The following is a 14,749-nucleotide window of genomic DNA, read 5'->3' on the forward strand; positions in this document are numbered from 1 at the left end:
GGTGCCGCAGGTCGTCCGCCGGATCAACAACGCGCTGCTGCGCGCCGACCAGATCGCCAAGGTCGAGGGCGACACCTCCATCGAGAACTGGCTCGCGCCGATCGTCGCCGACGGTGAAGCGGGATTCGGTGGCGCACTCAACGTCTACGAGCTGCAGAAGGCCATGATCGCCGCCGGTGTCGCCGGTTCGCACTGGGAAGACCAGTTGGCCTCGGAGAAGAAGTGTGGCCACCTCGGTGGCAAGGTGCTGATTCCGACCCAGCAGCACATCCGCACCCTGACCTCGGCCCGTCTCGCCGCCGACGTCGCCGACGTGCCGACCGTCGTCATCGCCCGTACCGACGCCGAGGCCGCCACGCTGATCACCTCCGACGTCGACGAGCGTGACCAGCCGTTCACCACCGGTGAGCGCACCTCCGAGGGCTTTTACCGGGTCAAGAACGGCATCGAGCCATGTATCGCCCGCGCCAAGGCCTACGCGCCGTACTCCGACCTGATCTGGATGGAGACGGGCACCCCGGACCTGGAGCTGGCGGCGAAGTTCGCCGAGGGCGTCAAGAGTGAATTCCCGGACCAGCTGCTGGCCTACAACTGCTCGCCGTCGTTCAACTGGAAGCAGCACCTGGACGACTCGACGATCGCGAAGTTCCAGAAGGAGCTGGGCGCGATGGGCTTCAAGTTCCAGTTCATCACGCTGGCCGGCTTCCACGCCCTGAACTACTCGATGTTCGATCTGGCCTACGGCTACGCCCGCAACCAGATGAGCGCTTACGTCGAGCTGCAGGAGCGCGAGTTCGCTGCCGAGGAGCGCGGGTACACCGCGACCAAGCACCAGCGCGAGGTTGGCGCCGGCTACTTCGACCGGATCGCCACCACCGTGGACCCGACCTCGTCGACCACCGCCCTGGCCGGCTCCACCGAAGAAGGCCAGTTCTAAGCTAAGTTCGTCTGACAGAAGCCGATTGGTGATGTCACCCCCCGTCGTGCTCGGGCAAGAAGAGGGTGAAAGTTGTGGGCGAGCGCGAGGTGAGGAGCAGGCGCCCGCCCTCGGCTTCGGCCAGGCTGCGGGCCAGCGGGAGCCCGATTCCGTGTCCGTCTGCGGGTCCGTCGGCGGCTTGGTGGTCGAACCTTGAGCTGTGCTCGATGGTCGGAGCGGTTCCCTCATCGGTGACGTCGATTGCCACGGTGTTGCTGGCTTCTCGCGCATGGACGGTGACTTGACCGGTCCCGTGGCGTACGGCGTTGTCGACGAGTACGGCCAGGATCTGGCGGACCGCGGCGGCTGATCCGCCCGACCGGCGAAGTTGCGGGTCGGCGCTGACCTGAAGAGACCGCCCGACCGCGGCGAGTGGACCCTGCCACGCGGTTTGGAGCTCGTTGAGCAGCGCGGCGATGGCTAGCGGCTCGGTCCGGTGTTCGTGGGCGCGGGCCAGGGTGACGAGGTCGTTGATGGTGCGCTCTAAACGGTCTGCGGCTTCGAGCGCTTCGCGGGTAGCTGTCTGGTAGTCGGCGCCGGGTGTATCGAGTGCTGTTTCCAGGCGCAGGCGCAACCCGGCCAGGGGGGTGCGGAGCTGGTGTGAGGCGTGGGCGGTGACCGCACGTTCACGGTCTACCAGGGTCCCGATTCGGGCCGCGGCCCGATTGAGGGCCGTTGCTGCAGTGTCGATTTCGGGGATACCGGTGGGGTGGGTCCGCACGGTGAAGTCGCCGTCGCCCAGCCTCGCGGCGAAGGCCGCGAGGGTTTCGACCGGTCCGGCAAGGCGGCGTGCCTGTCGGCGGGCGATTTGCCAGATTGCGACTAGAATGACCACTTCCAGAGTCGCCATGGACAGCCACGTGACGGCGATTCTGGGATAGACCATCCGGGGGGAGGCGGCAGCGCGCACGGCGTAGGAGGCGCCGGGGGGGCCGACGATCGGCACGGCCACGATCAGGTTGTCGATGTCGGAGTCGCTGTGGACGGCGTTATCGGCGAAGGACCGTCGGACGAGTGGGTCGGCATTGTTGGGGCCGCGGCCTTTGACGAGCCGGCCGTCTGCGCTGTACAGCGCGACGTCGGTGCCGGGCGTGTGACGCCCCACGTCGCCGGGCGGGCGGTCGTTGACGAGGTCGGTCGCGACATCGACGGCAGCGATGTGTGCGATCCGGTCGAGCTCGGTGGACTCGTCGATGAAGAAGTAGCGCGCGGCGGCGATCGCCAGCGGCACAGCGAACAAGCTGGTGGCCAGGGTCGCCGACAGCACTGCCAGGGTGACGATGCGTTTACGCATGCTCTGGCCGCTCGGGCGGGTCGTCGGCGTGCTGCGGCGCCGTCGGCGGCCGGGCGGGTGAATCGAGGCGGTACCCGTACCCGCGCAGTGTGGTGATCGTGGGAGTCGCGTCGGGCGTGGCGGCGTAGCGGGCCGCCGCATCGGCGAGTTTGCGGCGCAGGATGCCGATGTGCACGTCGAGGGTCTTGGTGGGCCCGTACCAGTTCTCGTCCCAGACCTCGGCCATCAGCGTCTCGCGGCGCACGGCGGTGTCGGCATCGGCGGCTAACCGGGCCAGCAGGTCGAATTCGCGGCCACGCAGCTCAAGGCGGTGCCCCTGGTAGGCGGCGGTGCGGGCAGCAGGGTCGACGACCAGCTCACCCACCACATGGGCCTGCGCCGGGTTGGCCTGGGTGGGGCCGCGGCGCAGATGGGCCCGAATACGGGCGAGCAGTTCGGTGTAGCGGAACGGTTTGGTCAGGTAGTCATCGGCTCCGGCGTCGAGACCGACAACGATGTCGATTTCGGCGTCGCGGGCGGTCAGGACCACCAGGACGGCGCCGGGCAAAGCGCTGCGCAGTTGTCGGCACACCTCGACACCGTCGAGGTCGGGCAGCCCGAGGTCGAGCAGCACCAACTCGAAGTCTCCGGCGGTCGCCTCCCGCAACGCGCCGCGTCCGGTACGGGCCCAGCTGACCTGGTGACCATGCGAGCGCAGGCCGTCGACGAGGAGCTTGCCGATGGTCTGGTCGTCCTCGACGACCAGCAGTTGAGCCATTCCTCCAGTCTATCGACGGCAGGTCACCGGCTTTGATCTGTGATGAGCGTGGCGGCACTGCAACCGCTTCGACGCGGCATCGCTGCGTCCACAACCGCCCCGGTACACGCCGATCCGACAAGCGCGGCAACCCGAGTCGACTGATGAACTGGGCGCGGCCGTTGTTGTTTACCGTGGGCCGTTGCGGCAGCAAGTTCGCTGCTCGAGTCGCACTTTTCCGAGCGGCCACGGCCGCGACGGTGTTGGTATCCGGCGGTGGCCGCGACTGCGGCGACCGGGACCAGCATGAACAGCGGCACGGCGGCCGGGACGGTAGACAGCACCAGGGCCCCGCAGGCAGCCCCGCCGATGAGCGCGATCAGCGCGGCGACCGCGGCTCGGTCGGTACGTGTGCGCGGTGAGCCAGTGAGCGCGGCGATCACGCCGGTCAGGGTGCCGGTGAGGTAGGTGGTTGCCACCGTCACGCCGAGCCCGCGCATGGCGGCGCTTTGCAAACCCATCGCCGCTGCCGCCGCGCCCAGCAAAGCCAGCTGCCCGGTACCGGCCGGTGCGGTGCCCGTGGCTTCCCAGCCGACGGCGAAGCCCAACAGCACGCCGAGTTGGACGGCGAGCGCGGCGGTCACCGACCGTGGCCACGACGACCCATCTGACCCGCGGCGGCCGGTGATCCGGGTGCCGGCAGCGACGCCAAACACATAGCCCACAAGACCCACCGCAGTGTGGGTCAGCAGGGCGGCGTCCAAGCGGGCGAAACCGAGTCCGGTCAACGCGAGATTGCCGGTCATCACACTGGCGAAGACCCCGCCGAGATGGGTCAGCGTGGTCACATCCAGGACCCCGGTGCCAAAAGTCAGCACCGCGGCCACCATGGCCGGCCACCGCGGCGGCAGGTGGCCGGCCCTGGCGGGCACCATCGTCCCCGACACGACAGCCACTACTGGTGGGCTGCCGTGACCAGAGTGAGCGCCTGCTCGCAGCGTTGCGACGCCGCCCGCAAGATATCGCCGCTGCGTTCCAGGGCGGCACGCTCGTCGGGGCTCATCAGTGGTTCAACGACCCGCTCAACCCCATTGGCTCCCACAATGGCAGGCAGCGACAGCGTGGTGCCGTACTCGGGCTGATACACCGCGACCGGCAACAGCGCCCGCTCGTCGCGCAACACCGCTGCCGTCAGCCGCGCGGCCACCGCCGCGATACCGTAGCGGCTGGCCCCGGTGCCCTCGATGATGGCGATATTGGCGTAACGGACATCGTCCTCGATCTCCCTGCGAACCTCCTGCACTGGTCGGCCGCTGCGGGCGAGCAGGTCAAGGACGGGCCGGTCGGCGACCGTGGCCGTCGACCACAACAGGACCTCAGAGGTGCCGTGCTCGCCCACCACCATGGCTTGCACATCGCAGGGCTGTACATTCAACCGTTCGGCCAGGTGCACCTGAAACCGGAGACTGTCGAGCAGCGTGCCGGTAGAAAACACCCGGCTGTGACCAGCCAGTCGGCGAGTGATCTCAGCCAGCGGATCGGGCGGGTCGGTCACCACCATCAGTACCGCCAAGGGGGCCGCATCCACGATCTGGGGAACGATATCGGCGTAAATGAGGGCGTTTTCGGCGGCCAACCGCAACCGTCCCTGCGGATCGGCGCGGTCGACGGCGCCACCGGCGCGTTCGTTGACTCCGGCTGTGATGATCACCAGCGCCGCGTCAGCGAGGTCCTCAAAGCCGCCGGCCCGAACCTGGGTGCCGGGCGTCAGCGGGGCCCCGTAACGCAAATCCAACGCCACCCCCGCCGCTCGCGCCCGGTCACGGTCGACAAGCACGATCTCGCCACCCAACCCGTGCTCGACCAACGCCAGGCCGGTTGCCGCTCCCACTTCTCCCACTCCAACAATTCCAACCTTCATCTCTGCCTCCAGTTCAGTGGAACGCGAATTTGCTTACGGGTCCGACGCTAGGCAGCGCTCGGTTATCGGCTGCCGAGGAACGGGTAAGGGGTTGCTTTACCTTCTGAGAGCACGATGCCGTTCGACAGGCACTGGTAATGCGATTCATGCCCGGACTGGTCCGACAGCCCGAATGACCGGCCCGATCAACACAGCCACCGCGAATCGGTTACCTGCCAAGAAATGGCGTCGGCGGCCTGCATCACCATCACGACTTGAACTGAGTAATTGCAACGTGGATCGGGGCTTAGCGTGACGGAAGTGCAGGTGTTGAGGTAAGGCTCCGCCTCTCGGCGGCTACAAGTACGTCGCTGGCAGTGAAGCCGTCGGCAGCTCAGCGAGCCGGCCAACCTCATCGCGCGTGGCCCGCCGTTGGCAGTAAGTCGTTGTCCACCGCCCTGCCTCACCGCGTCGGACGGCTCGTTGCGCTCGTGGTAGATGGCGTTCCTGCGGGCAGGCCGCTAGTACCGACGTAGATCAGCAGCTCCGCGCGTTGGTGGCCCCGCGCGCACAGACGCCGGTCACCCTGCGGCAGATGAGCCTGGCCGTTTCAACGAAGACAACGACGTCGGCGCTCACTAGCGGCGCATAGTGGACCGATCGCGGCGGCTGGGACATCGATTCATGCCGTCACCAGCCGCCATAGGCCCGGTGCGTTCGCGCGGCTTTGCGAGACGGTAGGTACCCGCATCCCTTGTGCGACCGAAGGAATCACGTCCGGCGCGATCAGCGAAGTCCTCGCTGACAGCGGATTCGACAAATCGCCGTCCGAAACCCTCGACGACAGCGCATTCGACCCGGCGAGCAGGCGCCGAACACCACGCCAGCCAGGATCCCTGGGCAATGCCGCGAAAGAGGCTCGCGGAAGTTGAGGATGGTCAGTCGAACAGACCGTGCATGAAGCCTCGACGGCGGTACCCGTGATGCCCGTAGTCCTCGTCGTGGTCGTGGTCGTAATAACCGTGATGCTCGGAATAGCCGGTCGTGGGGTAACCCTGCTGGGGCGGATAGCCTTGCGGCGGGTAACCCTGCTGGGGATAGCCGGGGGCTGGTTGAGGTGCAGGCTGCTGGTAGTGGCGCTGCTCAGCTTCCATCAACTTTTCGAGCTCGCCGCGATCGAGAAAGACGCCGCGGCAGTTCTGACATTGGTCGATCTCGATGTCGGATCGTTCGTAGGTGATCATGGTTCCGGAGCATCTGGGGCAAGTGAGCGCGGTGTCAACCATCGATTTCGCCTTCCGATTGTCGATAGCCAGGAAAGGAGCGCCAGCGATTATGAACTAATCAGTGATGTCCATTGTGACCGTAGCCGCCGTGGTGACCGTGGTCGCGTTGACCCCGCGGCCAGGGGGACGGGGTGTAACTAGCTGCCGAACTCGGGCGCGGTGCGGCGGCAACAGCGGGTTCCGGGACAGCGGACAGCTTCGCCAACCGCGGTCGAGCCACGACCTGGCCGAGATAGAACGCGGTCGTTATGGCCTCCCGCAACGCCCGCTCTGCTCCGTCGTGCACCACGGTGGCCGAGGAACCTCCGGCGAGCATGGCGCCGGCATAGTCGAGCAGGCTACGCACGTCCACCGCGTAGCCGTGCAGCCGCGCCGAGTCCGGGTGTTGCTTGGCCGACGGTAGCCGGTCGAGATCCGCCAGGGCTGCTTCAATCCGTTCGAGCATGATGGCGCCGGCCGACCGCATCGCCTGCAGGTGTGACCGGGGACAGGGCTCGACCATCACCCATTGCGGCAGCGGCGCTGGCAGCGCCACCTCACGGGCGACGTCCAACCCGGGGTCCATCGCGGCACGTCGTGCTCGGGCCGACCACTTAGGCACCTCGCGCAGGAACCGCAGCGCCTGATCGGCGGTCACTCGGGGCAGGAAGCCAGCAGTGCCCGGTGCCAGTCCCTCGGCATCGACGAATGCTTGCCCCAGTGACTGCAGTGCGTATGCGTTCCAGGTGGCCAGCAGCTGACTACTCTCGGCCGGCGAGGTGGACCACGGATCGATTGCGGCCCGGGCGAGTTCCTCCCGCAGCTGATCGGCTGCCAGATAGTCCTGGTAGGCGCCGCCGCCAACCGACAACAGCGCAAGTACCTCATCGGCGGGCACCTCGCCGCGCAGCTTAGCACCGATACGGGCGCCGAAACCGGGCTTGGGTAATGGCATACGACCACGTTACGCCAGAACGCAGGCGGTATTCGGGTGCACCGCGCCGCCCGCCCTCTCCACCAGAACCCGTTATCTTGCCAGCAGATTACGCCGCGCTGCTGGCTGCACGAGCGGCTGCGGCCGCCCGCTGGCACACTCGCTTTCCGCGTTAAACGGGTGCTCGCCGCCCAGCGGCGCGGTGATCACCCCTGGTGAGTGCCGGCCGTGTCAGCGGCAGCTGACCGATTCCCGTAAGGGCTGACCGCTGCAAGTGGTGGTGGCTCCAGCCAACCGGCGAGGCTGTCTGCGGGCTCGGGTGTAGGCGCCGCGTGTGCCGCGAGCGTGCGACGCCGGCGGTCGTGCCGGATGCTGGCGACCGCGACAACCACGCACGCGACGGACGCAGGGATCAACGCATGGTCGCCGAGGCGACCGCCGACTATCACCCCAACGGCAGCACCGGCGACGAACAGCACCACCGTCGTGGTCAGCACCGCGGCCTTCCACTTGTCCACACCATGACGGAACCCGCGGGCCACCAGGAGCCCGAGGTCGGTGATAGTTCCGGTGAAATGTGTGGTGCGAATCGCCATCCCCGGAAAACCTGACGTCATTCCGTTCTGCAACCCGCACGCGGCGGCGGCAAGCGGGGCTCTGACCAACGGATGTTCGAAACCGGCGGCGGCCACCAGCAGCACTGCCTCGGCGAGCAGCACCGCGGCGTGGCGCGGGCCGGTATGGCTTCGCGCGGCAGCCAGCACCACACCGGCAACCATGACACCGGCCAGAAATCCGACCACGATGACCGCGATCATGCGGCCCGAATACAACAGCGGATTAGTGCTGTGCATGCCAACCTGCGTGGTCAAGGCGGTGAGGTTGCCCACCGGGAACACCCAAACCAGTAGCGCCACCGAATTCACATAACCAGCGACCGCCGCGAGTACCCCGCTGTAGCCGAGCACGACAACTCGCGCATCCCGAGCCTGTGCGTCGATTGTCTGCGCCATGGTCCGTCCCTTCCGTCCAGATCATCGTTGCGGGCGCGAGGCTACACGGTGTTTGTAACAACTCGTGGATATCGATTGAGGCCACCGGTAAATGATTAGAGTTCGTGGCGGCCGACCGGCAAGCTTGTAATCATACGCGTTGGGCTCACCCCACACCGATCGGCGTTCGGTGTGCGGAATCGTGGCCGACGTCAGCACTGTGCTGAAGTACTACAGCCCAGCGAGCCGGTTCCAGCGACGGTCGCGCCATGTCATAACCGACGCCTCTTGGCAGGCCAATCCCACAAGCGGCCGAGATCACTGAAAGTGAATGTTGGATCAGTTGCTATGTCTTTCATTGCGCACAGAACATCTCGGCGCCGAACTTTTCGTCGCGCCCGGGTGTTAAACGCAATCATCGCTCATTCGGTTCGGCACGAGTTGCTCGACGAGGCAAAAGTTATCGTCACTATGGTGGCACCGCGATCAGCGTCTGACGGGCTTCGCACCGTCAGGTGCAATCGCCCCCTTACCGCTCGCCATCGGGCTCCCAGGTGCCCGGCACCATCGGCATAGTCGGACCGCCGCCGAACTCGTCGCCCGCCAGTGAGGTCAACCCCGCCGCCTCGGCGGCGGTCTCCTTGCGAACCATGCCGGCAAACCCCAACGGCCCCGCAACCCAAGCGGAGTCCGATCTCGATGCCGCGGCCTCCTCACCCGGCGGCGCGCCCCAGTCCGGGTCGAGCTCGATATTCATATCCATGAACTCGTCGCCGTGGCCGCGCAGCTTCACTGGCCGGCGTCGGTGCGCCCGCGCCTGCCTCCGCACGGCCGCCGCAGCCGCGGCCGTGGTGGCATCGGGTTCCGGGGCCTTGCTTCTCGCGCTGAAGCGGGCGCTGGTGCGCATCCCCGATTTGAACTCGACGCCGGGGCCGACCAGGTAGGGGTAGCCGAAACCGCCGGCGCCGGTGGCAGGCGGCGGCGCCTGGGGCGCAGGCGGCGGCGCGGAGCTGGCGACCGTGCTTGTGGCGGGTGCGGTCGTTGGTGTAGGGGCCGTCGCAGACGCCGGCAAGGGCGCGGCAGGAGTCGGGGTCATCCCAGCGGCCGACAATATCTCGGGCGCAGCTGCGACCGGTGCCAGCGCCGGCGCGACGGGTGCCGGTTCCGGCGCGACGGTGGTCGGGGCAGTTACTGCGGCGACCGGCCCAGCCAGGCCCGCCGAGACGCCCACAGATGTGACGGAGCCGATGGCCAGGCCGGCGGAGGCCGGCAGAATCGCAGAGCCGGCCGGGAAGAACGCCTCGTCGCCGTCGAAGAACAGTGAAAGCGGGTTATTCAGCGCCGCTAACGGATTCGCCAAAAGTCTTTGGATTGCCTGCGCGGTGAGCTGCTCGGTGAACCCGATCGGATTGTTGAAGTCATATATTTCGTGGAAGGCGTACGGATCCTCCAGCGACTTCAGCCCCAACTGTTCCACTAGGGCCTGTAGCCGGTCGCCTAGCCCCGTCGAAAACTCGGATTGGGCGGCCTGGGCGGCGTTGCCAGTCTGCGAGGTGGAGCCTGCGGATTTCGAGATCTGCGGTGCCGGGTCGGTTGGTGGCGTCGACGCGACCGCAACGCCGGAGACCGCCTGGTAGGTCGCCATGGTGGTGGCGGCCTGGATCCACATCCGCACATAGTCGGCTTCGTTGAGCGCGATCGGAATAGTGTTTATCCCAAAGAAATTGGTCCCTACCAACACTCCGTGGGTTCACATGGTTGCCGGCTAGTTCTGCCAGGGTCGGCATCGCGGCCAACGCGGCGGTGTAGGCCGCCGCCGCCGTTTCATGCTGGGCGGCCGCGGCCGCGCTGTTCGCGCTGGCCTGCATCAGCCACGCCAGATATGGCGCGTGCGCGGTCACGTACGACTCCGCGCTGGGCCCCTCCCACGCGCCGGCCTGCACGGCCGCCAGCATCGCATTGAGTCCGTCTGCGGCCGAAACATATTCAGCGCTCAGTGATGACCACGCCTCCGCCGCCGCCAGCAACGACGCCGGCCCCGGCCCGCTGCTCAACAAAGCCGAATGCACCTCCGGCGGCAACGCCATCCAGGTCGGCGCCGGCATCACTAGCCACGCCCCATCACATACGCCGCCGTCGCGTCGCCGATCGCATTGCTAGAGAGTCGGGCTCAGACATCTCGACCCCCGCCAGCGCGCCGGTATCGCATCTGTGCGCGCTTTGCTCCTAGGTTGCTAAAGGTTACGTTGGATAGCTTACGTTAGCATTGCCTAAGCTACCTTGGCAGGGGGCTGAGTGCTACTGCGGCGGGAGGCCTAGGACGCCGCCAGCCCGGCCGCGCGCGTGGACCTACATCGCTGGACCTGTCGGAGGTTCATTGGTTGGGTAGCACGTTGACGGTGTGCAGGCGGATCTTGCGATCAGTCCGCAATGTCACTGGCACATGCGCGTCGGGAGCGCACCTTCGAGAGCTGTCAAGGTGGGGTCAAGCACCGGCAGATCGGGCAGGTGGCTTTCGGTTGAGCCGGGATCTTTCAACCCGGTCGACGTCGACAACACCACCACGCTCTCATCGGGATCGATCCACCTCCGCGCGGCAAGATGTTGCGCGGCCAGCACCGTCAACACGGACGCCCCTTCTGCGTAAATGCCTTCGGCCGAGGCTAATTGGAGTTGCATGCCGGCGATCGCGTCATTGCTTGGTTCGGCGACTGCCGTCCCGTTGGTGGCTGTCAAGGCGTCCAATCCCTGATAGGTGGCTCGCCGCGCGGCCACTGAAAACGCCATGGACGGCTGTGTGGTAACCGTCGGCTGCCCGCCTTCTTGAGCGCAAAGCCCGGCGGCGTAGGCGCCGAACGGGTCGACCGCAACCAACCTGGGCATGCGGCGGGCAAGGCCCAAACCGACGAGGTCGGAAAATCCCCGGCAAAGACCGGCTAACCCGTCACCGTGGGCGGTTGGGACCACGACCACGTCGGGCGTTTCGCCGAGTTGGCGCCACAGTTCGTAGGCGATCGTCTTGTATCCCTCGATGCCAAACGGATTGGAGCCGATCGGGGGAGTGACAAGTCCGGATATCGGCATCCAGTCGAACGCCTCAACCGCCGCCCGCAGAACCGACCACCGGTCCGGCCCGCTGTCGTACGCGACGACGCTGGCGCCGTAGGCCTGCATGAGAATGCGCATCTCGCGTGGTACCGACGAGACGGTGAGCACTACGCAGCTAAGCCCGGCGGCGGCGGCGTAGGCGGCGACGGCTGCGCCGTGGTTGCCGGTGGAGGAGACGACAACGGTTGACGTCCCAGACGTCGCCGCCTTGGTGATGGCAAGCGCTGCCAGCCTGTCCTTGTATGACCATGTTGGATTGCGCGTTTCGTCTTTGAGCAGAAGTCTGTGCAAGCCCAGTCGAGGCCCCAGGCGGTTCAACGGAACCAGAGGCGTCCCGCCTTCGCCCAGGCTTACCGGAACCTCGTCGGGCGCCAACGGCAGCAATTCGCGAAAGCCGAAGATGCCAGGCTGGGAGTCCTCCCACGGCAACGGGCCCGGCGTCAGCGCGTAGGCAGGCGCCAGGTTGACTCCGACACCGTGGCGGGCGCAGTCGGGGCATCCCATCGATGCCCGCTCTTCTGGTGCATGTCCTCCGCACCGGGGACAATAGAGACTTCTGAGGTAGCGTCCGGTCATATTCTTGCGATCGCGAGTACTCGGTCGAGCATTGTTGAAGGTTTAACCCACCTTAGGTGACCAACCGTGCGTATTCACCAATCACTCGGGTGCGCCGGCGGCGTCGAACCCAGCGGATGGGGACATCCGCTCGACCGTCGCGCGGCAAGGGTCGAATTAGGATTTCGATTCTGAAAAAAGCGACTACTTGCATACCCTAGGGGGGTATGATACAAAGGCATTGTCCCACGGCACGGCTTGATACGAATAGGAGAGCGATACGAGCACTGTGACAGTCAGCGTTGCTGGGATGACATGCGCTCACTGCGCGTCCTCAGTACGCGAAGAGGTAGGCCATATCGCCGGCGTCCAAGGTGTGAACGTGGATCTGGCCAGCGGCACGGTGAGCATTGACAGCGACCGCCCGATCGACACGGATGCGATCAAGGGCGCGGTCGAAGAGGCCGGTTACCGACTCGTCGGCCAGTAGCCCTGCGTCACGCGATTTTCAATACTGAGAGGAGTCCCGTTGTGGACGTCGTGACCGAAGCTGCGCAGCGGATCGAGCTGAAGATTGCCGGGATGACGTGTGCTTCGTGCGCGGCCCGAATCGAGAAGAAGCTCAATAAAATCGACGGGGTCAACGCCTCGGTCAACTTCGCCACCGAGAAGGCCAGTGTCGCGTACGTCGGGGATGTTTCACCGGATCAATTGGTGGCGACGGTCGAGCAGGCCGGCTACACCGCAGAGCTGCCCAAGCCGAGTCGGTCCGCCGCCTCCGATAGCGACTCGGTGCCGCCAGATCCGACCGCGTCGTTGCAGCAACGGCTGCTGGTTTCCCTGGCACTGACCGTGCCGGTGATTGCGATGGCCATGGTCCCGGCGCTGCAATTCGCCAACTGGCAGTGGCTGTCGCTCACTCTGGCCGCCCCCGTGGTGGTGTGGGGTGGGCTGCCGTTCCACCAGGCCGCGTGGGCTAACCTGCAGCATCGCGCCGCCACCATGGACACCCTGATCTCGATGGGTACAATCGCCGCGTTCGGTTGGTCGGTCTATGCGCTGTTTTGGGGGACCGCGGGAATGCCTGGCATGCGGCACTCATTCGAGTGGGCCATCACCCGTAGCGATGGCAACGGCAATATCTATCTGGAGGCCGCCGCGGGAGTCACGACTTTCGTCCTTGCCGGCCGGTTCTTTGAGGCCCGCGCCAAGCGGCGTGCCGGCGCGGCGCTGCGTGCGCTGCTCGAGCTCGGCGCCAAGGACGTCGCGGTGCTCAGAAACGGCGTAGAGCAACGAATTCCGATTGACCAGCTTGCCGTCGGCGACGAGTTCGTGGTGCGGCCTGGGGAGAAGATCGCCACCGACGGTGTCGTGATCGAGGGCGCCTCGGCCGTGGACGCCTCGATGCTCACCGGGGAGTCCATGCCGGTCGAGGTTGGTCCCGACGACCAGGTGGTGGGCGCCACGGTCAACGTCGGCGGGCGAATCGTGGTGCGCGCCAACCGGATCGGCTCGGACACCCAACTGGCGCAAATGGCAAAATTAGTCGAGGAGGCGCAAACCGGCAAGGCTTCCGCGCAACGGTTGGCCGACAAGATCTCCGGAATCTTTGTGCCCATCGTGATCGCGCTGTCGCTGGCGACGCTCGGGTTCTGGATCGCCGCCGGCGGATCGATCTCGGCGGCTTTCAGCGCCGCAGTGGCGGTGCTGATTATCGCCTGCCCGTGCGCCCTCGGATTGGCGACTCCGACCGCGTTGATGGTCGGCACCGGCCGCGGCGCACAACTGGGGATCCTCATCAAGGGGCCTGAGGTGCTGGAATCCACCCGACGCATCGACACGATCGTGCTCGACAAGACCGGCACCGTCACCACCGGCGCAATGACCCTGCTCGACGTGATCACCGCCGACGGTGAACATCCCGACGAGGTGCTGCGGTTGGCGGGCGCGCTCGAAGACTCCTCGGAGCACCCGATCGCCAAGGCGGTCGCCAAGGCGGCTCGCGACAAAGTCGGTGGGCTGCCGACCGTCGAGGGTTTCGCCAACCTGGAAGGGCTGGGCGTGCAGGGCATCGTCGACGGTCACGCGGTCGTGGTGGGCCGGCGGCAACTACTGGCCGATTGGTCGCAGCAGCTACCGGAGGATCTGGCGCGTCCAATGCGCCAGGCCGAATCTGAAGGCAAGACGGTAGTCGCGGTCGGCTGGGACGGCCGATCGCGGGGGATACTCGTGGTCGCGGACGCGGTCAAGCCGACCTCAGCCGAGGCCGTCGCGCGGATGCGGTCGCTGGGTTTGACACCGATCATGCTCACCGGCGACAACGAGGCCGCGGCCCGCACCATCGCCGGGCAGGTCGGCATCGAGCAGGTCATCGCCGAAGTCTTGCCGAAAGACAAGGTAGAAACCGTCAAGCGGCTGCAGACCGCGGGCAAGATGGTGGCCATGGTCGGCGACGGCGTCAACGACGCCGCGGCCCTGGCCCAGGCCGATCTCGGACTGGCGATGGGCACCGGCACCGATGTCGCCATCGAGGCCAGCGACCTAACACTGGTACGTGGTGACCTGCGCGCGGCGCCCGAGGCGATCCAACTCTCGCGCAAGACGCTCGCGACGATCAAGGGCAACCTGTTTTGGGCCTTCGCCTACAACATTGCCGCGCTGCCGCTGGCGGCCGCAGGGCTGCTCAACCCGATGCTGGCCGGTGCGGCGATGGCCGTCTCATCGGCGTTCGTGGTCAGCAACAGCCTGCGACTGCGCCGATTCAAGCCGCACACGTAACTTCGTCGCGAAGACAACGGCACCGGCGTCCGCACTGACAAAAAGGGCAGGGCCGCGCGCGGTTTGGACGCCTGCCTGGGTGAGGGATCAAGTAACCGCGACTGGAGGAACATCTGCGAGAACACCGGCCGTGTCGGCCCGCGGCACATAACGCCAACCTGGCCGCAGCAGTGCTGGATTGCCTGCGCTGAAACGTGCTGAGGAGCGGCGG

Annotated in this window: 12 protein-coding genes and 1 pseudogene; 3 read left to right on the top strand and 10 right to left on the bottom strand. The window is 66.5% G+C overall.

The features are described 5' to 3' along the window. Positions 1-937, top strand: a 937-nt coding sequence (gene aceA / locus CYU59_RS05030; RefSeq protein WP_292976599.1) for an isocitrate lyase, incomplete at its 5' end; no start/stop codon positions are given. A gap of 34 nt (positions 938-971) precedes the next feature. Here aceA and CYU59_RS05035 read toward each other — a convergent pair. The 10 genes and pseudogenes from CYU59_RS05035 to CYU59_RS05080 all read right to left on the bottom strand — a co-directional run bounded on the left by CYU59_RS05035 (position 972) and on the right by CYU59_RS05080 (position 11,580). After that, positions 972-2,270 carry a HAMP domain-containing sensor histidine kinase gene (locus CYU59_RS05035; protein WP_292976600.1) on the bottom strand — a complete coding sequence of 433 codons (1,299 nt, stop codon included), beginning with the start codon at positions 2,268-2,270 and terminating at the stop codon, positions 972-974. After that, positions 2,263-3,027 (bottom strand): response regulator transcription factor, encoded by a 765-nt coding sequence (locus CYU59_RS05040; protein WP_292976601.1) that lies wholly within the window; start codon positions 3,025-3,027, stop codon positions 2,263-2,265. Before CYU59_RS05040 ends, CYU59_RS05035 begins: the two co-directional genes overlap by 8 nt. A gap of 23 nt (positions 3,028-3,050) precedes the next feature. Then, a complete protein-coding gene (locus tag CYU59_RS05045) occupies positions 3,051-3,962 on the bottom strand; it encodes a YoaK family protein (protein WP_292976602.1) in 912 nt (303 codons plus the stop codon). Next, complete coding sequence (locus CYU59_RS05050) at positions 3,962-4,927, bottom strand: lactate dehydrogenase (RefSeq protein WP_292976603.1); 966 nt, start codon at positions 4,925-4,927, stop codon at positions 3,962-3,964. The genes CYU59_RS05045 and CYU59_RS05050 overlap by 1 nt, the downstream gene beginning before the upstream one ends. 917 nt (positions 4,928-5,844) lie before the next feature. Beyond that, entirely contained in the window at positions 5,845-6,192 is a 348-nt protein-coding gene (locus CYU59_RS05055) for a zf-TFIIB domain-containing protein (protein ID WP_292976604.1), read from the bottom strand. A 58-nt stretch (positions 6,193-6,250) separates the two neighbouring features. After that, on the bottom strand, positions 6,251-7,126 hold the full coding sequence (locus tag CYU59_RS05060; RefSeq protein WP_292976605.1) for a hypothetical protein: 876 nt from the start codon (positions 7,124-7,126) through the stop codon (positions 6,251-6,253). A 185-nt stretch (positions 7,127-7,311) separates the two neighbouring features. Beyond that, positions 7,312-8,118: a YoaK family protein gene (locus CYU59_RS05065; protein ID WP_292976606.1), complete on the bottom strand. Its 807-nt coding sequence runs from the start codon at positions 8,116-8,118 to the stop codon at positions 7,312-7,314. 508 nt (positions 8,119-8,626) lie between these two features. Continuing rightward, positions 8,627-10,124: pseudogene (locus tag CYU59_RS05070) on the bottom strand (PPE family protein). Further along, on the bottom strand, positions 10,084-10,212 hold the full coding sequence (locus CYU59_RS05075) for a hypothetical protein (RefSeq protein WP_292976820.1): 129 nt from the start codon (positions 10,210-10,212) through the stop codon (positions 10,084-10,086). Before CYU59_RS05075 ends, CYU59_RS05070 begins: the two are co-directional and overlap by 41 nt. A gap of 318 nt (positions 10,213-10,530) precedes the next feature. After that, positions 10,531-11,580, bottom strand: a complete 1,050-nt coding sequence (locus CYU59_RS05080; RefSeq protein ID WP_292976607.1) for a pyridoxal-phosphate dependent enzyme — start codon at positions 11,578-11,580, stop codon at positions 10,531-10,533. 469 nt (positions 11,581-12,049) lie between these two features. Between CYU59_RS05080 and CYU59_RS05085 the strand changes: the two genes are divergently transcribed. Beyond that, positions 12,050-12,250 (top strand): heavy metal-associated domain-containing protein, encoded by a 201-nt coding sequence (locus CYU59_RS05085; RefSeq protein ID WP_292976608.1) that lies wholly within the window; start codon positions 12,050-12,052, stop codon positions 12,248-12,250. A gap of 41 nt (positions 12,251-12,291) precedes the next feature. Continuing rightward, complete coding sequence (locus tag CYU59_RS05090; protein WP_292976609.1) at positions 12,292-14,538, top strand: heavy metal translocating P-type ATPase; 2,247 nt, start codon at positions 12,292-12,294, stop codon at positions 14,536-14,538. Positions 14,539-14,749 lie beyond the last annotated feature (211 nt).

The organism is Mycobacterium sp. (genome assembly GCF_002863225.1).
Taxonomy (GTDB): Bacteria; Actinomycetota; Actinomycetes; order Mycobacteriales; family Mycobacteriaceae; genus Mycobacterium.